The organism is Streptomyces sp. ITFR-6 (genome assembly GCF_031844725.1).
In the GTDB taxonomy this organism is placed as follows: domain Bacteria; phylum Actinomycetota; class Actinomycetes; order Streptomycetales; family Streptomycetaceae; genus Streptomyces.
In genome coordinates this window covers 435,293-454,687 of record NZ_CP134612.1, presented here as the reverse complement: position 1 = coordinate 454,687, position 19,395 = coordinate 435,293, and the positions used below count along the sequence as shown (strand labels likewise).

The following is a 19,395-nucleotide window of genomic DNA, read 5'->3' as shown; positions in this document are numbered from 1 at the left end:
GGGCGAGACGGGCCGGCATGACCTCACTGGCGTCTCAGCCTCCGCCGGAGCACCAGCGGGTCGATGCCGGCGGTCGCGGCGAGGAGGGCGCACACCCCGGCGAGAACGGCCAGTTCCGTGCGGGTCGGTGTGTCGCCAGGACCGGCGGCAGCCGCCCCGAGGGCGAGCAGCACCGCGGCGACGACGAGGAGCAGCAGAGCCGCCGTCGCGAGAATTCTCCTGAGGCGCAGCGCGCTGCGGGCGTTCGCGGGTTCCGTGCCTCGTCTCATCCGGTCTCGCGCTCCTCGGGCGTGTCGGGTCAGCCCCTGGCCACCGTAGCGGTCAGGAGCCCGACCGGACGGGCCCGGCGGTGTCCTCGAACGCCGGAATACGCGGTGGCCCTGGAGCCGCCCGGGAACCGGGAGGAGGAGGGAGCATCGTGCATTGGGGTGATACCGGCAGCGCGCGGACGGTCCGGCAACGTGCGCATCACCGTCGTGCGGCCTCCACCGCTGCCTCCACCCCACAGCCCACGGCCGAACGAGGTCAAGCGGACCGGAGATGTGATGGATCGCCCGGATCAGGGAACTCGTCTTGCGTCGCACCGTCTTCCGTCGCACCGTCTCTCCCTCCGCACCCGTACGAAAGGCCCGGCCATGTCCACCCGACCGACCACGCTCGATTCCAGCAGCGACCTGCACCAGATCTTCGAGCTCGCCCAGCAACTGCGCGTGGACTCCGTGAGGTCCAGCACCTCCGCGGGTTCCGGGCACCCCACCTCCAGCCTCTCGGCGGCCGATCTGATGGCCGTCCTGCTCGCCCGCCACCTGCACTACGACTGGTCGGCACCGGACAATCCCGCCGGTGACCACCTGATCTTCTCCAAGGGGCACGCGTCACCGCTCCTCTACGCCATGTTCAAGGCCGTCGGAGTCATCGGTGACGAGGAGCTGATGACCACGTACCGCCGGTTCGGTCACCGCCTCCAGGGCCACCCCACTCCGGTGCTGCCCTGGGTGGACCTGGCCACCGGGTCTCTCGGCCAGGGCATCGCGTACGGGGTCGGCATCGCGCTGGCCGGCCGGGACCTGGAGAAGCAGCCGTACCGGGTGTGGGTGCTCTGCGGGGACAGCGAGATGAGCGAGGGTTCCGTCTGGGAGGCGCTCGACAAGGCGGGCCGGCACCAGCTGGCCAACTTCACCGCGATCGTCGACGTGAACAGGCTCGGCCAGAGCGGACCGACCGAGCTGCAGTGGGATACGGCTGCCTACGCGCGGCGGGCCGAGGCATTCGGCTGCCGGGCCATCGTGGTCGACGGCCACGACCTCGAAGCGGTCGACCGGGCCCTCACCACCGCTGCCGACGGGCAGGCGCCCACCGTCATCGTCGCCAGGACCGTGAAGGGCCAGGGCGTCAGTGAGGTCGCCGACCAGGAAGGCTGGCACGGCAAACCGCTGCCAGAAGACCTGGCCGAGCGGGCAGTGGCGGAACTGGGCGGCATCCGAGATCTCAGGGTGCGCGGCCCCCGGCCGCCGGAGGCCACCCCCGCCCCGGCCCCGGCAGCGGGCCCGGTGGAGCTGCCCCGGTATGACGTGGGGGACAAGGTCGCCACCCGGGTCGCCTTCGGCAAGGCACTGGCTGCCCTCGGGGCCCGCCCCGACGTGGTCGCCCTGGACGCGGAGGTCGGCAATTCGACGCACGCCGAGGACTTCCAGAAGGCTCATCCGGAGCGGTACTTCCAGACCTACATCGCCGAGCAGCAGATGATCGCCACCGCCGTCGGCATGGCCGTGCGCGGCTACCGCCCCTACGCCACCACCTTCGCCGCCTTCCTCACCCGGGCTCATGACTTCATCCGGATGGCCGCCGTCTCCGAGATCACGATGGCCCTGTGCGGGACCCACAGCGGAGTGGAGATCGGGGCCGACGGTCCCTCCCAGATGGGTGTCGAGGACCTCGCGATGATGCGTGCCGTCCTCGGATCCACCGTCCTCTATCCGTCCGACGCGACCTCGGCCGCTGCGCTGACGGCCGCCATGGCCGATATCGACGGCATCTCGTACCTGCGCACCACGCGCGGGGCCTACCCGGTCCTCTACGACGGGGACGAGACCTTCCGGCCGGGAGGCTCCAAAACCCTGCGCGGGGGTGACGACGACCAGGTCACGCTGATCGGCGCCGGTGTGACCCTGCACGAGTGCCTGGCCGCCGCCGATGAACTCGCCGCCGACGGCATCGCGGCCCGCGTGATCGACCTGTACTCGGTCAAGCCCGTCGACGCGGGCACCCTGGTCCGCGCGGCCTCGGAGACGGGAGCCCTGGTCGTGGTCGAGGACCACCATCCCGAAGGAGGCCTCGGAGAAGCGGTCCTCTCGGCTCTCGCGACGTCCGGCAGCAACCCGCGCTTCGCCCACCTCGCCGTCACCGGCCTGCCGGGTTCGGGCACCACGGACGAGCTCCTCGACGCGGCCGGGATCTCCCGCTCCCACATCGCCGACTCGGCCCGCGGCCTGGTCAAGCGCCGCTGACATACGGTCAGGGAGCCTTCCTCCGCCATGACTCGCTCAGGGCCACGAAGCAGCCGAGGCTTCGAGCGCGGTCCCGCCGGCGCGGTTCAGGAGGAACGTCACGCGATCGAGGAGCTTGCTCACGTTCCGAATGCCGGGCAGCCGCGACGGCCTGGGATCAGCGGTGTAGGCCGTGAGCCGCTCCGTCGTCGTGCGGCCGGTCCGGTTGGTGACGTAGTACGGGGGACGGGGCGAAAGTGATGGCGAACCGGTGAACAGGCCGCGCGGCGCGGGGGCGAAGGGGGCGCGCAGGACCGTCCGCTCGACGTGCTCCAGCATGAACGCGTTGTGCACGAACCCGATTCCGCTGCCGATCTCCTGACGGGTGTGGCCCGGGAACGCGCCCCACGGCGTGTAGCCGAGGAGAAAGCCGAACGCCGACCAGCAGTTGATGCCGAGCGTGCCGTACCGCAGGGCGGCGATGGCCTCGTCGACCGCCGCGCGGTGGGCGCGTTCCGTCCTGGGGTGGACCAGCAGGGTGGCGCCTAGGGTGCCCGGCAGCCTGTCGTTGGCGAACTCGGTCGCCGCGCGCAGGAATTCGGCCGCGCCGCTACCCGGGAGCCGCACCACCCCGAGCGCGCTGGCGAACACCTCCACGTCGAACATCGGGTCGTCCGGGTCCGTGATGTCCGGGACCAGGATGCGGCACGCCGCGTCACCCAGCGTCTCCGCGTCCGGGTGGGCCCGCACGACGGCCTCCAGCCGCTCCGCGGCGCCCGGGTAGTAGTCGCCGCGGGGCGGCGGTTCGCGCAGCACCCCGTGGATCTCGGTGAGCAGCCGCTCGGTGCCGTCCCACTCCCGGGGCACCACGAGAATCTGGCTGGCGACACAGTTGTGGCCGGAGTTGTTCATCTTGCTGGTGACGATGTGTTCGGCCTGGAAGCGGAAGTCCGCCGCGCTCCACGGTCCCGGCGTCACGATGCAGGGGCTGACCCCGCCGAGCTCGCTGGTGAACGGCTTGTCGTTGAGGGGGGTGTCCTCGCTGCGCCGCAGCCCCGCCCGGTCGTCCGTGCCCCAGACGATGGCGTCGTGGGTGCGCTCGCTGCCGGTGACGTGGATGGTGTCGATGTCCGGGCGCGCGGTGAGGTGGGCGTCCTCCTCCGCGCCGCCGTCCGCGAAGCGGACCCAGCCCCGTTCGACGAATTCGCCGAAGACCTCCTCGAACTGGGGGCGGAGATAGTTGTTCACGGGGTTCATCTTGGCCAGGACGACGTGGCCCTCCGCCTACAGCTTGTGCAGGATGTCCAGCGGGGTGATGGCGGGGACGTTCCCGGCACCGAGCCCCAGGGCGACCCCCGGGCGCCCCTGCCGGCCCCGGTACTCGCCCGCCGCGTCGGCCAGTACGTCCGCGCGGGTCGTTCCGGGCAGCGTCCACACCTGGGCGGTGAACCCGTTGAGCAGCAGCCGGTCGGAGGCGGTGGCGGGGAAGACGTCGACGACCACGCGGCCGTCGCGCTCACGGACGGCCCCGGCGTCGAGCGGACCGTCTCCCGCGGCGACCCTGCGCAGTACGTGCAGATACGCGCTCACCATCTGCGCCAGGGCCCAGGGGGCGGTCACCCAGTCCTCCGCGGCCCACTGGGACGTGGGCTCGTACCCCTTGGCGCGGGCCGCTCCGGCGACCATGGCGGGGGCCGCTTCGGTGATGCGCGGGAGCATCCGCTCCAGCAGCCGGACGCGTTCCGCCGGTGGTGTGGCGGTCCAGCTCGCGGCGTGGTCGCGCGGCTCGGCGACGGCACGGTCGAGCGAGGCGGCGTCGAGTACGGGTGCGGCGCTCATGGGGGGCTCCTTGAGGGTGAGCTGCGGGTGGGCTGTGGTTGGGCGGGGTCAGGCGGACAGCCGGGCGATGTCCCGGGCCGGGTCGACGAGCCAGAAGGACGCCGCTGCCCCGACGGCCAGCAGCAGGCCGGAGAGGACGACCGTGCTCTGGTACCCGTCGGATCCCCGGGCGTCGACCAGGGCGCCGACGACGGCGGGCGCGGCGAGACCGGCGGCGGTCACCACCGCGTTCATGACGTCCAGGGTCCCACCGCTCCTGGACGGCGGGGAGAGCTCTGCGACGCTGGTCGCGGCCACGGCGGCGTACGAGCCGCCCAGACCGAAGCCGAGGGCGACCAGCACCGTCTTGGCGGTGGAGCCGTCCACGAGCGGTAGGGCCAGACAGCAGACGGCGCCGAGCGCGAGCAGGGCACCGCCCACCCAGCCGCGGGCATGCCGGCTGCCGGTGCCCCGGCGCATCAGCCACCCGGTGATCCAGGCCTGGGCGAGCAGGACGACCGTGCCGATGGTTCAGGGCGCGATGACGACGGTGCCCGCCTCGTCGGCCGTTGCGCAGGTAGGACGGCATCCAGACCAGCATCAGGGCGACGGTCCAGTAGCTGGTGAAGTAGGCGACCGTGGCGCCGATCCAGGTGCGGCTGGTGAGGATCCGGCGGTACGAGGCCCGCGCCGCCGCCCCCTCGGCGCGGGTGTCCGCGTCGGTCGTGCCGACGTGGTGCCGGCCGTCGGCGCCGAAGACCGCCCAGACGGCCGCCCACACCAGCCCCACGCCTGCCAGGACCCACAGCGCCGTCCGCCAGCCATGGTGCTGGATCACCCAGGACAGGCCGGGCGCGGAGACGATCACGCCGAGCGTGACGCCGAGGGTGATCAGCGCGCCGGGCAGATTGCGCCGGTGGTTGGGGAACCACGCGAGGGTGGCCTGCTGCGCCACCGGGAAGGCCGGTCCCTCCGCCGCTCGGAGGAAGACGCGGGAGCCGATCAGGACGGCGAGCCCGCCGCCGATCGCGGCGGGCACCTGCGCCACGGACCACAGCAGCGCCATGAGCACCAGCAGCAGCTTGGGCGACACCCGGTCGGCGGCGAGGCCGACGACGACCGCGGCGACCGAGAAGAGCAGGAAGAACGCGCCGTTGACGAGCCCGAACTGAGTGGCGTTCAGATGCAGGTCCGCACGGATCTCGTCGGAGGCCAGGCCGAGGACGGACTTGTCCGCGAAGTTGACCATCATGAAGACCACGAGCAGCGCGGTCACCGTCCAGGCACGGACGTTGCTGCTGGTGGTGGGTCCCGCGGCCTCAGCGTGGGGCTGGGGCGGCGCGGTCGGTGCCGCGGTCATGGAGACTCCTGGGAGGCGGGGGTGGCGTCCTGCGGGGTGCGGGGCGCGGCCTTCGAGGTCGCGGGGGAGCGGCCGTTGAGGTCGCGGGGTGCGGCCCGCACCGCGATCGGCGGGCGGTGCGGGCCGAACCGTTCAGGTCCGTTCGGGCCCGTTCGGGTCCGGTCAGGACGGTCGGGTCCGGTCAGGACGGTCGGGTCAGGTCCGGTTCAGGACAGCGGTACGCCGGCGACGGCGATGCGCTCCATGACCCGTCGCTGCGGGAAGTAGTCGTTGATCGCGTAGTGCTGGGTGGCGATGTTGTCCCAGATGGCGATGGAGCCGGCCTCCCAGCGGAAGCGGACCTGGTACTCGGGGATGCGGGCCTGAAGCACCAGGATGTCCAGCAGCTCGCGGCTCTCCGTGTCGGACAGGCCCTTGATGCGGGTGGTGAACGGCTCGTTGACGTACAGGGTGCGGCGGCCGCTGCGCGGGTGGCGTACCACGACGGGGTGCTCGACCCGCGGCCACAGCTTGCGGAACTCGGCCTTCTGCTCGTCGTTCATGAGCGCGCCCCAGCTGGGTGCCCAGTCGTGGACCGCAGTGAGGTCCTCGATCCGCTGCCTCAGCTCCTCGGGCAGGTTGTCGTAGGCGGCCGCCATGTCCGCCCACATGGTGTCGCCGCCCGCGGCCGGCACCTCCACGGCGCGCAGGACCGAGCCGAGCGCCGGGTTGGTCATGAACGAATGGTCGCTGTGCCAGATGTTCTTGTCCCCGGCGGCCTTGGCGTCCTTGGCGAGCCGGGAGACGCCCGCGGTGCCGGTCCTGGGGAAGAACGGGTTGGGCTCCGGCGGTCCCCAGACCGAGGACAGGGCGAGCTGGTGGTCCGCGGTGAATGCGGTCTGCTTCCGGAAGAAGATCACCGTCCACTCCAGCAGCGCCTGCCGCAGCTCCCCGGCGAGTTCGTCCGGGATGGGACCGGTCAGATCGACGCCGCCGAGCACCGCGCCGAAGTGCGGGGTGAGCGGGCTGATCTCCACGTGCTGGTACGCGGACGGCTCCGCGCCCGGGGCGAGCCGTTCCAGGACCCGGCTCCCGTAGTGCATGAGGGGCTTGTCCAGGACCGGCTTGGGGTGGTCGACAGGGTTGGTCGTCGCGCTCTGCATGAGGGTTTCTCCCGGCAGCGAAGCTAATTACGTAACCAGCAGTATCGATATCTAGATCTGGCGGGGCAAGGGGTGTGAGGGATTGATTTACGGAAGCTCCGACAGGCCGTCGCGGGCGCCGTCCGGGCATGCCGACGGCCCCCGTGACCCGCTGTCTCGCGGGCCGGCGGGGGGAGCCGGGAAAGGGGACGCTACGGCCGGGCGGCGACCGCGCGGGCGATCAGGTCCACCACGGAGTCCACCAACTCCTCGTCGGGAAGCCGCTGTTCGCCGACCATCCGGAAGACCAGGGATGCCGCCACGAGCGTCGCGGCGGCCGGCACGTCGACATCGGCCCGCACGTCACCGCGCGCCACGCCACGCTCCAGCAGATGACGGGTCTCGCTCATCACCCGGGCCGTGTAGTCGCGGTATGCGTCGCGTCCGGCCCCCGACTCGGAGGCGGCGCCGATCACCCCGGCCAGCAGGCGGTTGATGCCCGGCTGCCGGTACGCCTCCATGCGCGCCGTCAGCACGGCACGCAGCTCGGCCCGGAAATCGCCCGTGTCCGGAACGTCCAGGGGGCCGATCCGGGACTCCGCGGCGGCGATGACGAGATCCTGCTTGGTGGCCCAGCGCCGGTACATGGCCGGCTTGCTCACCCCGGCCCTGGCCGCGACCGCGTCCATCGTCAGGGCGCTCATGCCGTTCTCCGTCACCAGCTCGACGACGGCGTCCAGCACCGCCCGGGTGACGCGTTCCTCCCGGGGCCGCCCCGGGCCCCGGCGGGCGGTCCGTGCCTGTTCATCGGCCATGCCGTGACCCTACGCGGACCCCGCACGGCCCCGTTCTCAGGGGTGCGCGGCGGCCCCGGTGAGTTCGGCGCGCAGGACGTGCTTGGTGATCTTTCCGGACGGTGTACGGGGCAGCTCCGCCCGCAGGACGAGCTCGCGGGGCAGCTTGTAGCGCGCGATCCTGGGCTCCAGCCAGCCGCGCAGCCCTTCCAGGTCGACCTCGGCGCCCGCGCGCGGTACGACCACGGCCACCACTGTCTCGCCCCACTGCGGGTGCGGACGCCCCAGGACGGCGACGTCGAGGACGTCCGGGTGGCCGCGCAGGACGCCCTCCACCTCCTGGGACGCGACGTTCTCCCCGCCGGTGATGATCACGTCCTTCATCCGGTCCACGACCGTCACGAATCCGTCCTCGTCGGCCCTGCCCAGGTCGCCGCTGCGGTACCAGTCGCCCGCGAACACCTCGGCGGTGGCCTGTTCGTCGTCGAGATAGCCGGTCATCCGGGTGTCGGAGCGCAGCCAGATCTCCCCGGTCTCCCCGGCCTCGGCGTCCGTGCCGTCCGACCGGACGAGCCGGAGATCCACGCCGGGCATCCCGCCGCGCCCGATCGAACCCGCCTTCGCCACCTGCTCGGCCGGTGAGAGCGAAGCCCCCACGGGGCCCGTCTCGCTCATCCCGTAGACCTGGTGGAAACGCTCGGAGCCGTACGCCTTCATCAGCCGGCGCGCGGTGTCGGCGTCCAGTGGGCCGGCGCCGTAGATCCAGGCCCGCACGGAGGTCAGGTCGAACGCGGCGAAGTCCTCGACCGCACGCACCGGGGCGATGAGGGCGACCGGCGCCCCGAACAGGGCGGTGATCCGCTCCCGCTGGATGGTCTCCAGCATGCCGCGTGGCTCGTACTCGCGCTGGAGCACCACCGTCGCGCCCAGCAGCAGGGCGCCCAACGCCCAGTTGTTCAGCGGTGACGCGTGCCAGATCGGCATGCAGATCAGGAACCGCTCGTCCCGCCGAAGCGGGATGGCGACGGCGGTGTACGTCGCCGTCAGGGCGATGCCCCGGTGGGTGTGGACGCAGCCCTTGGGGTTCCCCGAGGTGCCTGAGGTGTAAAGGATCTGCGCGACGTCGCTGTCCGGCCCCGGCTCCGCGGACCACGGCTCGGCGCGGGCCACCCGCGCCTCGAACGAGTCGACGGGCAGCTCGCCGTCCCCGGCGTCGGGGTGGCTGACCAGCCAGGTCGTGCCGGTGTCCGCAGAGGTCGCCCGCGCCCCGATCTCCGCGTCGACGACCCCGAGCCGGGCCCCGCAGTGCCGCAGCTGCCGCTCCACCTCCGCGGTCCGCAGCTTGTGGTTCACCGGCACCAGCGTGGCGCCCGCGTACCAGGCCCCGAACGCCGCGAACAGGAAGGCGGGGGTGTTGTACGTCATCACCGCCAGCCGGTCTCCCGGCCGCAGCCCGGCCTCCCGCAGCACGGTCGCGGCGCGCCGCGCCGCGTCGGCGAACTCGCGGTAGGTCCAGCGCCGCTCACGGTAGACGACCGCTTCGCTGTCGCCGGCCGAGCGGACCGCGCTGTCCAGCAGGGTACTGAGGTGCATGACGTTCTCCTTGCGGGCCGGGCCGGGACAACCGACCATGGCGGGAAACTCTGAATGATGGTTCACTTCTTTTATGGCCTACCGCAAGACCCCAGCCGAAATCAGTCGGCTCGAAGCCGCCAGAGAGCACCTGATCGCCTGTGCCACCTCGGTGATCACGGAAGTGGGCTGGTCACAGGCGTCCGTCACCGCCGTGGCCGACTCGGCGGGCATCGCCGCCGGTTCCGTCTACCAGCACTTCGCGTCCAAGACCGCCCTCGCCGTCGAGGTGTTCCGGCGCGCCGCCGGGCGCGAGGTCGAGGTGCTGGGCGAGGTGCTCCAGGGGCCGGGAGACACCGTCGGGCGGATCGGACGCGGCGTCGAGGTCTTCGCCCGCCGCGCCCTGGAGAACCGGGGGCTGGCCTACGCGCTGCTCGCCGCCCCGGCCGAACCGGCGGTCGGCGCCGAACGGCTCGAATTCCGCCGCCGTTACCGAGCCCTGTTCGCCCAGGTCGTGCACGAGGGCATCGAGTCCGGCCTGCTGCCCGCCCAGAACGGCGAGATCACCGCGGCCGCGCTCACCGGCGCGATCGGTGAAGTGCTCGTCGACCCGCTCGGCACCCGCGAGGAGAAGGCCGCGGAGGCGCTCCTCGCCGAACTCGTCGCCATGGCGCTGCGCTGCGCGGGCGCCACTGCCGGCTCCCTGCCCGGCTCCCCGCAGCCCTGACCGGACCCGCGCGAACCTCTGCCTCCCGTCCGCGTCCCGTCCATCCCACTCGGAGGAAACCCGTGACCACGACCGACGCCCCCCGCAGCCACCCCACCGCCCTCACCCACGAAGTGACCAACCAGACACCGCCGTTGACCGGCCATGACGTCGCGGACGACGCCGTGCTGCTGGAGGGCGTGCGGCGCGAGGGCGCCGAGTGGCACACCGGGGAACTGCACCGCCTCGGCCGCCTCGTAGGCAGCGAGGAGGCGCAGCGCTGGGCCGACCAGGCCAATGACCACGAACCCGTCCTGCGCACCCACGACCGCTACGGACACCGCGTCGACGAGGTCGAGTTCCACCCCGCCTACCACCATCTGATGGACACCTCGGTGGGCGCCGGCCTCGCCGGAGCGGCCTGGGCCGACGAACGTCCCGGCGCCCATGTGGCCCGCGCCGCCGGCTTCATGCTGATGACGACCCTGGAGCCGGGACACCTGTGCCCCGTCTCCATGACGTACGCCGTGGTCCCGGCGCTGCGCCACTCACCCGACCTGGCCAAGACGTACGAGCCGCTGCTCACCAGCCGGGTCTACGAGTCCGGCCTGCGCACCCCGGCAGAAAAGCCCGGCCTGCTCGCCGGGATGGGCATGACGGAGAAGCAGGGCGGCACCGACGTACGCGCCAACACCACGACGGCCGCCGAAGCGGCCGACGGAACCTGGCGGCTGCGCGGGCACAAGTGGTTCACCAGCGCGCCGATGAACGACCTCTTCCTCGTGCTCGCCCAGTCGCCCGGCGGACTCTCCTGTTTCCTGGTGCCGCGCGTACTGCCGGACGGCAGCCGCAACACCTTCCGCATCCAGCGGCTCAAGGACAAGCTCGGCAACCGCGCCAACGCCAGCAGCGAGCCCGAGTTCGACGACACGGTGGCCTGGCTCGTCGGCACCGAGGGCAAGGGCGTACGCACCATCATCGACATGGTCACCATGACGCGCCTGGACTGTGTCCTGGGCTCCGCCGCCGGTACTCGCGCCGCCCTCGCCCAGGCCGCCCACCACGCCCGCCACCGCTCGGTGTTCGGCGCCCGACTGATCGACCAGCCCCTGATGCGCAACGTGCTCGGTGACCTCTCCGTGGAGTCGGAGGCCGCGACGACGATGGCGCTGCGGCTGGCCGGTGCCGCCGACCGGGCGCAGCGGGGCGACACCGGGGAGCGCGCGTTCCTGCGGCTCGCCACGGCCGTGGCCAAGTACTGGGTCTGCAAGCGCCAGCCGGTCGCGGTGGCCGAAGCGCTGGAATGCCTCGGCGGCAACGGATACGTCGAGGAGTCGGGGATGCCGCGCCTCTACCGGGAGGCCCCGCTCAACGGCATCTGGGAGGGCTCCGGCAATGTGAACGCCCTCGACCTGCTGCGGGCGCTGGCCCGTGGGCCCGAGTCCTTCGAGGCCTTCCACGCCGAGATCGAGGCCGCCTCCGGCGCAGACCGGCGACTGGACGCCGCCTGGCATGACCTGCGCGGCGAACTCGTCCTCACCGAGGACGCCCCGCTGCGCGCCCGCCGTCTCATCGAACGCGCCGCGCTGGTGCTCCAGGGCTCCCTGCTCGTCCGGCACGCACCGGCCCCGGTCGCGGACGCCTTCTGCGCGTCCCGGCTGGACGGGGACCGGGGCCAGGCGTTCGGCACCCTCGCACCGGGCACGGACTTTGCCGGACTGCTGGAGCGGCTGCCCGCCTGAGACCGGGTTTCCCGCCTGAGACCGGGGGAGACGTGGGGACGGGGTGTGGCACAGGCACCCCGTCTCAGGCGGCCTCGTCCATCAGCCGGCGCGCGTCGGCGGCGTGGCGGATCCCCGCCGTATACGGCAGCGCCCGCACCAGCTCCTCGGCCCGCTCCAGGGCCTCCCGCGCGGCCGCGTGCTCCGCGAGCCGCAACAGGGCCACGGCCAGGGCGATCCGCGCGTCCGCCTCGGCGATCCGCTCACCGGTCCGCGCCGCCCGCTCGACCTCCGCGTGCGCGATCCGCCGCGCCGACGCGGCGTGTCCCGCGCGGAGTTGCCCCCAGGCGGTCAGCACCGGGGCCTCCTGCGCGAAGCCGTCCACGGCACGCAGCGCGTCACCCGGAAGCCCGCCGCGCAGGGCGAGTTCGGCGCGGTCCGTGTGGACCTCGTGGCCGGCCTGCCGGTCCACCGCGCCCACGGCGGACCGCTCGGCCCGGTCCAGCAGGGCCGCCGCCGCCTCCGAGGGCTCCCCGGTGCGTATCCGCACCAGGGCCAGCGTCGCCAGGGTGTACGGCAGGCACCAGGCGTCGTCCGGCTCCGCGCTCGCCACCGCCGCCTCCGCGAGTGTCCGCGCGGCGGTGAACTCTTCGAGCAGCAGGGACAGTTCGGCGAGGTCGGCCCGCTCGAACGCGGCCGCGATCGGATCGCCCGACTGCTCCGCGAGGTCGAGGGCGCGTTCGCCCATGGCCACCGCCTCGCGGAGCCGTCCGCCCCGCCGCCGGTTCTCCCGCAAGGTCGACAGGACCGAGCCGAGCAGGGGCGGATCCCCGTACTCCTCGGCCGGAGCGAGCGCCCGGCCGGCCGCCGTACGCGCTTCGTCCAGCCGCCCGTTGAAGCCCAGATTGCTGGCTTGCAGGGCGTACGAGCGGGCGACGAGCCCCTGCCCCTGCTTTCCGGACACCCGCAGCGCGACCGAGAGCGCCTGCTGGGCGGCCAGGTAGCCCTCCTCGTACCGCCCCTGGATCTTGCAGATCATGGACAGCGCGAGGTAGTGCCCGGCGGCCGGCTCGGCCGCGGTGTCTCCGGCCACCGGATGCTCGTCCAGCACCTGCCGGCCGGAGTCCGGGCCACCCGCCCGCGCCAGGGCGTCGGCCAGCCAGGCGGCGGTGAGGACGACGTCCTCGTGGTCGCCCCGTCGGGCGAACTCGTCCAGCGCGAGCCGCAGCACCTCGGCCGCCTCGCCGAAGTTGCCCATCCGGCACAGCACCTGGCTGTGCGCGAGGCGGGCACGGGCCGCGTCCACGTCGAGCCGCGCCACCAGATCCCGGTAGTAGCGGTCGGCGGTGTCGTTGGCGAAGAGGGCCGCGGCCCGTGCGGCGGCCCTGCGCAGATACTCGGCGGCGCGCGGATCGTCGGCGTGCGCGAAGTGCGCGGCGAGGGTGTCGACGGCGTCGGGGCGGCGGCGCAGCACCGCCTGGGCGAACGCGCCGTGCAACTGCCTGCGGCGGACCGAGGAGAGCTCCTCGTAGCAGGTGAGCCGGACCAGGGGGTGCCGGAAGATCAGCCCGGCCTCGTGCTGGCCGGCCAGCACGATCTCGCGCTCCTCGACGAGGGAGGCGCCGATGGCGTGTTCCAGCGCGTCGGTGGCGGCGACGCCGGAGACCGGCGGATGCAGTCCGTGGGCGGCGACGTCGAGCAGTTCGGACAGGGCGGTCTCGGGCCCTGCGACGGAGAGCGCCTCGACGATGCGCCGCGCGTCGTGGTCGAGCCGGCCGAGGCGCTCCGCCACCAGCTGCCGGATTCCCTCCGGCGCAGGCATACCGGGCACGTCCTCCGCCAGACCGTGGGCGAGCTCGACAGCGAACAGCGGGTTGCCGAGGGAGAGTTCCCACACCCGGTTCAGCCGTTCGTCCTCCGCGACGTCACGGGCCGGTTCGCCGGGTCGCGGCGCCAGATGCGGTGCGGCGGGCAGCAGCACCGTGTCGCGCACCACCGCGAGACAGGCCTCCTGGCTCAGCCGGCCCACCTCCTCGCGGGTGGCCAGCCCCTGGCGCAGCAGCGAGGTCAGCCCGGTCCCGCACGGATCGCCGTCGGGTATCTCCTCCTCGCGGCAGGTCACCAGGAACCGGGGGCCGCCCGTCTGCGCCGCCCGCCGCGCCAAGTGGCTCAGCAACTGGAACGATCCCTCGTCCGCCGCGTGCAGGTCGTCCAGGACGATCAGCACCGGCTGTACGGAGGACAGTTCGCCGAGCAGCCCGGCCGTGGCGCGGAACAGCTTGTCCCGCTCCTCCTCCGGGCTCCGCTCCTCGTCCGCCCGCACCCGGCCTAGGGCCGGGAGGAACGCGGCCAGCTCCGGGTACTCCGCGCCGACCCCGGCCCGCTGGTCCGGGTCGCGTTCTGCGAGCCATCCGTCGAGCGCCTCCGCGAACGCACCGTACGGCGTGTGCCCCTCCGCGTCGTGGCCGCCGCCCCACAGCACCGCCGTACCGGACGCGGCGGCCCGCCGCGCCACCTCGCCCACCAGCCGGGTCTTGCCCACCCCTGCCTCGCCGGTCAGCAGCCTGACGACGGCGGGGCCGTCCGCCGCGAGGAGCCGTTCGAGGACGGCCTCGCGTCCGCGCAGCGGGGTCGCGACCGGGACCCGCAGGACGGCCGGCAGGGACGGCGCGGACGGTACGAGAGGAAGCTCCGCCGCCAGCGCGACCCGGTGCAGACGGTCGGTCTCCGGGCCGGGCCGCACCCCCAGCTCCGCGTCCAGCGTGGCCCGGCAGACGTGGTACTGGCGCACCGCGCGGCGCCGCAGCCCCTGCCGGGTGTACACGTCGATGAGGATGCGGTGCGCCAGTTCCTCGGCGGGACTCGATTCGAGGACCCGCTCGGCGGCGGCCGCCGCCTCCGGCACCGCGCCGGCCTCCAGGTGCGCCGAGGCGAGCCCGAGCAGCACCCGCTCCTTCAGCTCCGCGAGCTGCGAGCGACGGCCCTCGGCCCAGTCGGCATAACGGTCCTCGGGCAGCAGTTCGCCGGAGAACCACTCCAGGGCCCGCGCCAGCTCCGCCACGCCGCCGCTCGCCAGCGCGTCCCGTTCGGCCTGGTCCGCGTCGATCCACACCGTCGCCGGGTTCAGGAACAGCAGCGCGCCCTCGGCGACGAGGTAGGAGGACGTGGCGCGCGAGGCGAGTTCGGGCTCCAGGATCCGGCGCGCCGAGTGGAGGGCGACGCGCAGGCTGCCCTGTGCCGCGTGCGGCTCCGCGCCTGGCCAGCAGATGTCGATGACCTGCTCGCGGTGCAGGCGGTGTTCCGGCACCACGGCGAGCAGTTTCACCAGGGCCTGTGCGGTCAGTCTCGGCCAACGCTCGGCGGGCGCCGCGCCGGATTCCCGGGTGACCCGAAAACCGCCGAAAAGGTGCAGGTTCAAACGTGGCGCCACGGGATCGGTGCCGGTGGTACGTCGTGCGTTCATGAGGGCGCAACTGTAACCGAGCATGCTGCGGACCCCTGGGCTCGGCCCAGGGGTCCTCAGTGGTCAACACTCATGGGCCGTCACGACGGCGCGCCGCACGGACCGGTGGAGTGTCAGGACAGGGTGTACACCACGATCTGAGGACCGGCGTCGTTCAGGGACAGGACGCCGCCGCCCAGCTCCTCGGCCATCCGGTTGGTGCCGTGGTCGTCGAAGTTCAGCGAGACCATGTCATCGACTCCGTCGCCGTCCAGGTCGGCGGCGAGGTAGTTGCGGCCGCCCATGTTGGTCGCGCTGCCGACGCCGTTCTGGAAGGACCAGCCCGTGGTGAGGACCGACGGGTCCCACACGCCCACGCCGTCCTCCATGCCGCCGGCCACCAGCCGTCTGCCGCCGGGGCCGTTGATGAACTGGGCGGTCCGCATCGGCGCCACCACTGAGCTGCTGGTCTCCGCACCGTCGGCGCCGTAGCCGCGGAAGGTGCCGAAGCTCGTGCTGTAGAGCGGGTCGCCCTTGCCGTCGATGAAGAAGTTTCCGTGCGACCACGGACTGCCATTCACGGTTCGGTGCAGCAGTTCGCCGGTGCGGCCGTCGCGGATCTCGGCCACCACGTGCGGGGTGGCGGTGGAGATGTCCCCGGCCGTGGTCGGATCGGCCAGCGCCAACCAGGTGTAGACGACCGCATGCCCGTCCGCGTACGGAATGTTCGGCGAGGCGAAGACGGCGTGGTCCAGGAGCGCGCCGTGCAGCTTGCCGTCGACCGCCTTGGCCGGTGCCTTGGGATCGGCTGTCCACCTCACGGTGCCCTTCGCGCCGTCGAGCGCGACACCGTTCTCGGCGGCGTCCGGCAGGTCCAGTGCACCCACCGAGCTGTACTGCGTGTACACCTGGCCGTCACCGGACACGGTGTCGGAGAAGACCACGTCGCCCGCTTCGGCCGGAGCCGAATACGTCCACAGGGCCTTGCCGTTGCCCTTGTAGGCGCGCAGCGCGTCGGTCGGGACGAGGATCTCGGCCTTGTCCTTGCCGTCGGCGTCGGCGACCGTGACGGAGCGTACGTACTGCCCGCCGCCGTCGATGGTCGTCAGGATCTTGCCGGTGGTGCCGTCGAGCACGACCACCGCCGTCTCCGCGGCGACGATCACCCCGGGCTTCTTGTCACCGGTCGTGTCACCGGTCTGGACGCTGAGCACCGCGCCGGGCACGGTCGTCTTCCACAGCTCCTTGGGCGCGCCCTCGACCAGCGAGGGGCCCGACCACGCCCACACACCGTTCGAGGTGCCGCCCGCGACCACGTCCGGCTTCTTGTCGCCGTCCAGATCGGCTGCCTGCGCGTAGTTGAGGTCGGCCTGGAGCGGCGTGAGGCTCTGCTGCTTGCCGTTGCCCACCTTGTACTCGTGGATGTTCTGCTGCGGGTCGATGGTCCGCACGTAGTCGCTGCCGCCGGAGCGGTACGGCTGCTGGAACATGGGCGAGGCGTTGAGGCCGGACTGTCGCCAGGCGACCTTGCCCTTGGCGTTGAACGCCGTCAGCGAGCCGTACCGAAGGCTGCCGATGTTCTGGCCAGCGTGCTGTCCGTGTCGTCCTGGGCGGCGGCGATCAGCTTGCCGCCGACGACGTCCATGTGCCAGGTGGCCGGGGCGTTCCTCGTGTTGCCGGGGGCGCGCTTGGTCGTGTGCGTCCACTGGACCGTGGCGCCGTCCGAGCCGCTCACGACGCGGACGGTACTGGCGTTCAGGAACATGTCGGAGTCGAGGGTCGACTCGCTGACCGCGTACTCGGCCCCGCTGCCCGACGTCACGTCACCGACCGTCATGGCGGTCGGAAGGGCGTTGATCCGGGTGTCCAGAGTGATGCGCTTGCCGCTGGCCAGATCGTAGGAGGCGATCTGGTACCTGACCGCGTCCGAGGTGTCCGCCTGCTCCAGGGCCACCATCCGGCCCCGGGCGGCGTCCAGGTGCAGCTGACGCCCGTACAGCTCGCCGTCCGTCTTCCAGACCAGGGAGCCGTCCGCGGTGTCCAGGACCAGGGCGCTGCCGCGCGCGGCGGTCGTCGCGGTCTTGCTGAGGTTCCAGGAGGCGGTGACCTTCCCGTCGCCCGCGTCCTCCAGCGCGCCCCAGGCGGCGACCCCGGTCTCCCCGGTGTCGTAGGTCCAGGTCGAGGAGGGGGTCAGCGCGCCGTCGGCGTACGAGAAGCGGGTCCCGTAGAGGGCGCCCGTCGCACCGTCCGGCGGTCCGCTGTTCAGCTGGGGCGAGTCGGCGACCAGCAGCGTGCCGTCGACGATCTTGACCGCGCCGGCGTAGGCGTGGACCTTCGACCAGAGCGTGTTCCCGGTCTTGCCGTCCAGGACGGTGACCACCGTGCCGGATGTCATCGTGGTGCCGGGGATGACGACGCCGGTCGGCGGGTCTATGCCGACGCTCGCGGAGAAGACCAGGTCCGGGACGCCGTCACCGGTCAGGTCGCCCGTGTCGTAGCCCTGGTCGGAGTAGGGCGAGAACGGGCTGACCGCGTCGTAGCTCATCAGGACCCGGGCCGGGTAGAAGCCCTTCTCCCAGGGCCGCAGGTGCGTGATCCCCCAGTCCGCGTACAGCGAGTCGCTGTTGCGCGTCCAGGCGGTGGAGCCGTCGGCCTTGTGGAGCTGGACGGTGGCGAGGCTGTGCACGGTGAAGTAGCCCTGCGAGCCGGCCTGCACGGTGGCGCCCAGACCGGTGACGCCGTCCAGTGCGGACTTCTTGGTGAAGATGACGGGCGTGTCCGTCGCATCGGTGCCGGACGCCGCGCCGCTGCCGGACGCCCTGGGCTTCGGCGCGCTCTTGCCGGACGAGTCCTGGAGCGAGGTGCCGTGATCCGTGGAGGCGCCGTCCGTCGCGCCCTCGTTGAGCAGGGTGCGGGTGGCGTCGATGTCACCGATGAGCGACGGGGCCGCCGACCACAGCAGCGCCACCGCCCCGACGACGTGCGGAGTCGCCATCGACGTACCGGAGATGGTGTTGTACGAGTCGCCCGGCCAGGTGGAGCGGACGTCGACACCGGGGGCCGAGATGTTCGGCTTCATCGAGCCGTCGACGAGCGAGGGGCCGAAGCCGGAGAACTTCGCGATCTTCCCGGTCGAGTCGTACGCGCCGACACCGTAGGCCGGAGCCTGCGCGCCGGGCGCCTCCGTGGTCGAGCAGGTTGCGCCGTCACCCTTGTTGCCGACCGCGAACGCCTCGAAGATGCCCGCCGCGTTCCACGCCTCAAGGGCGTCCTGGTAGAACGTCGTCCGGCCGCCGCCCCAGGAGTTGTTGACTTTGTTCGGCGCGAGGTCCGGCCGCGGGTTCGCACCGTTGTGGTCGGTCGGCGCGAGAATCCACTGCCCGGCCGCGAGCAGCGACGAGTCCGAGCACTCGTCCGTCTCGCAGCCCTTCGCGGCGATCCAGGTCGCGCCGGGGGCGACACCGACGCCGTCCTTGCCGACCATCGTGCCCATGGTGTGCGTGCCGTGCCCGTTGTTGTCGCACGGGGCGCTCGTGGGGTACTGGCCGCTGGCGTCGAACCAGTTGTAGTCGTGCGTGAAGGAGCCGTCGCCGTTGTTGCCCCGGCAGTTGCCGACCAGATCCGGGTGGTCGTACTGAACACCGGAGTCGAGGTCGGCGATGACGATGCCCTCGCCCCGGTCCTCGTACTCGTCCCAGACCTGGTCGGCCTTGATGTCCTTGACGCCCCACTCGGGCGCGCCGTCCTCCTCCGTGGCCGCGGCCTTCGAGGCGGCGTTGACCGCCGCCTTGGTCTGTGCCTTGGAGGGCTTGCTCTCGATGTCGTCGAGCTTGTAGTGCTGCTCCTTGACGATCCGCGCGACGTCGGAGCGCTTCGAAAGTTCCGCGATCAGGTCCGCGTCACCGGTGACCTTGACGGTGTTGGCGATCCAGAAGTCCTGGTGGCCGACCTTCTTCTTGTCGAGGAAGGAGTTCAGCGAACGCTGGCTGGTCTGTGCCTTGGTCTTCAGCTCGCTGAACGCCGACTTCGCTTTCGCGGCGTGGGCGCGCTTGCTCTTGGCCGGCGACAGGTCGGCCTTGTCCTTGAGGACGACGAAGAACGACGCGTCGCCGCCGCCGTCCACGGCGTTCAGCAGGGCGGCGTCGACCTGGGCGGTCGGCCCGGAAGCGGCGGCTGCGGACGGTGGGCCGATCAGCAGGCCCGTGACGGTGAGCGCTGCGGCCGCCCATGCGGCGGTTCTGCGCCGGGGCGATCGGGACAGGTGCATCGGGATGCTCCTCCAGGAACGGTACGGGGGAGTCCGCACGCTAGGAGGACGCCGTTACTCGGGCATTACAAGGCCCGGCGGGGGGCGTTGGCCCAGGGACTTCGTCGC

At 72.3% G+C, this 19,395-nt stretch carries 13 protein-coding genes and 1 pseudogene; 3 read left to right on the top strand and 11 right to left on the bottom strand.

Going from position 1 to position 19,395, the window contains the following annotated elements; all coding sequences use genetic code 11:
- Positions 1–23 precede the first annotated feature (23 nt).
- Positions 24–269 (bottom strand): hypothetical protein, encoded by a 246-nt coding sequence (locus tag RLT59_RS01825; RefSeq protein ID WP_311301714.1) that lies wholly within the window; start codon positions 267–269, stop codon positions 24–26.
- Between the two features lie 366 nt (positions 270–635).
- Here RLT59_RS01825 and RLT59_RS01820 point away from each other — a divergent pair, with 366 nt between their 5' ends.
- A complete protein-coding gene (locus RLT59_RS01820; RefSeq protein ID WP_311301713.1) occupies positions 636–2,507 on the top strand; it encodes a transketolase in 1,872 nt (623 codons plus the stop codon).
- 36 nt (positions 2,508–2,543) lie between these two features.
- Here the strand turns inward: RLT59_RS01820 and RLT59_RS01815 are convergent, their stop codons facing one another.
- The 7 genes and pseudogenes from RLT59_RS01815 to RLT59_RS01785 all read right to left on the bottom strand — a co-directional run bounded on the left by RLT59_RS01815 (position 2,544) and on the right by RLT59_RS01785 (position 9,172).
- On the bottom strand, positions 2,544–3,734 hold the full coding sequence (locus tag RLT59_RS01815) for an aldehyde dehydrogenase family protein (RefSeq protein WP_311301712.1): 1,191 nt from the start codon (positions 3,732–3,734) through the stop codon (positions 2,544–2,546).
- A gap of 36 nt (positions 3,735–3,770) precedes the next feature.
- The gene (locus RLT59_RS01810) at positions 3,771–4,325 is read right to left on the bottom strand and encodes a hypothetical protein (RefSeq protein WP_311301711.1); all 555 of its coding nucleotides are present in this window, start codon (positions 4,323–4,325) and stop codon (positions 3,771–3,773) included.
- 48 nt (positions 4,326–4,373) lie between these two features.
- Positions 4,374–4,784 carry an MFS transporter gene (locus RLT59_RS01805; RefSeq protein WP_311301710.1) on the bottom strand — a complete coding sequence of 137 codons (411 nt, stop codon included), beginning with the start codon at positions 4,782–4,784 and terminating at the stop codon, positions 4,374–4,376.
- A 151-nt stretch (positions 4,785–4,935) separates the two neighbouring features.
- Positions 4,936–5,553, bottom strand: a pseudogene (locus tag RLT59_RS01800) (MFS transporter); the annotation flags it as partial.
- 317 nt (positions 5,554–5,870) lie between these two features.
- Positions 5,871–6,806 carry a TauD/TfdA dioxygenase family protein gene (locus RLT59_RS01795; protein ID WP_311301709.1) on the bottom strand — a complete coding sequence of 312 codons (936 nt, stop codon included), beginning with the start codon at positions 6,804–6,806 and terminating at the stop codon, positions 5,871–5,873.
- Between the two features lie 191 nt (positions 6,807–6,997).
- Positions 6,998–7,600 carry a TetR/AcrR family transcriptional regulator gene (locus RLT59_RS01790; RefSeq protein WP_311301708.1) on the bottom strand — a complete coding sequence of 201 codons (603 nt, stop codon included), beginning with the start codon at positions 7,598–7,600 and terminating at the stop codon, positions 6,998–7,000.
- A 36-nt stretch (positions 7,601–7,636) separates the two neighbouring features.
- Positions 7,637–9,172, bottom strand: a complete 1,536-nt coding sequence (locus RLT59_RS01785) for a class I adenylate-forming enzyme family protein (protein ID WP_311301707.1) — start codon at positions 9,170–9,172, stop codon at positions 7,637–7,639.
- Between the two features lie 73 nt (positions 9,173–9,245).
- On the opposite strand from RLT59_RS01785, the gene RLT59_RS01780 reads away from it, so the two are divergent.
- Positions 9,246–9,878: a TetR/AcrR family transcriptional regulator gene (locus RLT59_RS01780; protein ID WP_311301706.1), complete on the top strand. Its 633-nt coding sequence runs from the start codon at positions 9,246–9,248 to the stop codon at positions 9,876–9,878.
- Between the two features lie 62 nt (positions 9,879–9,940).
- Complete coding sequence (locus RLT59_RS01775) at positions 9,941–11,599, top strand: acyl-CoA dehydrogenase family protein (protein ID WP_311301705.1); 1,659 nt, start codon at positions 9,941–9,943, stop codon at positions 11,597–11,599.
- A gap of 64 nt (positions 11,600–11,663) precedes the next feature.
- Here the strand turns inward: RLT59_RS01775 and RLT59_RS01770 are convergent, their stop codons facing one another.
- The 3 genes from RLT59_RS01770 to RLT59_RS01760 all read right to left on the bottom strand — a co-directional run bounded on the left by RLT59_RS01770 (position 11,664) and on the right by RLT59_RS01760 (position 19,287).
- The gene (locus RLT59_RS01770) at positions 11,664–15,041 is read right to left on the bottom strand and encodes an ATP-binding protein (protein ID WP_311301704.1); all 3,378 of its coding nucleotides are present in this window, start codon (positions 15,039–15,041) and stop codon (positions 11,664–11,666) included.
- A gap of 113 nt (positions 15,042–15,154) precedes the next feature.
- Complete coding sequence (locus RLT59_RS01765) at positions 15,155–16,510, bottom strand: PQQ-binding-like beta-propeller repeat protein (RefSeq protein WP_311301703.1); 1,356 nt, start codon at positions 16,508–16,510, stop codon at positions 15,155–15,157.
- A gap of 59 nt (positions 16,511–16,569) precedes the next feature.
- Positions 16,570–19,287, bottom strand: a complete 2,718-nt coding sequence (locus RLT59_RS01760; RefSeq protein WP_311301702.1) for a S8 family serine peptidase — start codon at positions 19,285–19,287, stop codon at positions 16,570–16,572.
- Positions 19,288–19,395 lie beyond the last annotated feature (108 nt).

What these genes read in the sequence shown, in the direction of transcription:
- RLT59_RS01825 (WP_311301714.1), bottom strand. Translation starts at nt 269, where the DNA reads ATGAGACGAGGCACGGAACCCGCGAACGCCCGCAGCGCGCTGCGCCTC.
- RLT59_RS01820 (WP_311301713.1), top strand. Translation starts at nt 636, where the DNA reads ATGTCCACCCGACCGACCACGCTCGATTCCAGCAGCGACCTGCACCAG.
- RLT59_RS01810 (WP_311301711.1), bottom strand. Translation starts at nt 4,325, where the DNA reads ATGAGCGCCGCACCCGTACTCGACGCCGCCTCGCTCGACCGTGCCGTC.
- RLT59_RS01805 (WP_311301710.1), bottom strand. Translation starts at nt 4,784, where the DNA reads ATGCGCCGGGGCACCGGCAGCCGGCATGCCCGCGGCTGGGTGGGCGGT.
- RLT59_RS01795 (WP_311301709.1), bottom strand. Translation starts at nt 6,806, where the DNA reads ATGCAGAGCGCGACGACCAACCCTGTCGACCACCCCAAGCCGGTCCTG.
- RLT59_RS01790 (WP_311301708.1), bottom strand. Translation starts at nt 7,600, where the DNA reads ATGGCCGATGAACAGGCACGGACCGCCCGCCGGGGCCCGGGGCGGCCC.
- RLT59_RS01785 (WP_311301707.1), bottom strand. Translation starts at nt 9,172, where the DNA reads ATGCACCTCAGTACCCTGCTGGACAGCGCGGTCCGCTCGGCCGGCGAC.
- RLT59_RS01780 (WP_311301706.1), top strand. Translation starts at nt 9,246, where the DNA reads ATGGCCTACCGCAAGACCCCAGCCGAAATCAGTCGGCTCGAAGCCGCC.
- RLT59_RS01770 (WP_311301704.1), bottom strand. Translation starts at nt 15,041, where the DNA reads ATGAACGCACGACGTACCACCGGCACCGATCCCGTGGCGCCACGTTTG.
- RLT59_RS01765 (WP_311301703.1), bottom strand. Translation starts at nt 16,510, where the DNA reads ATGTTCCAGCAGCCGTACCGCTCCGGCGGCAGCGACTACGTGCGGACC.
- RLT59_RS01760 (WP_311301702.1), bottom strand. Translation starts at nt 19,287, where the DNA reads ATGCACCTGTCCCGATCGCCCCGGCGCAGAACCGCCGCATGGGCGGCC.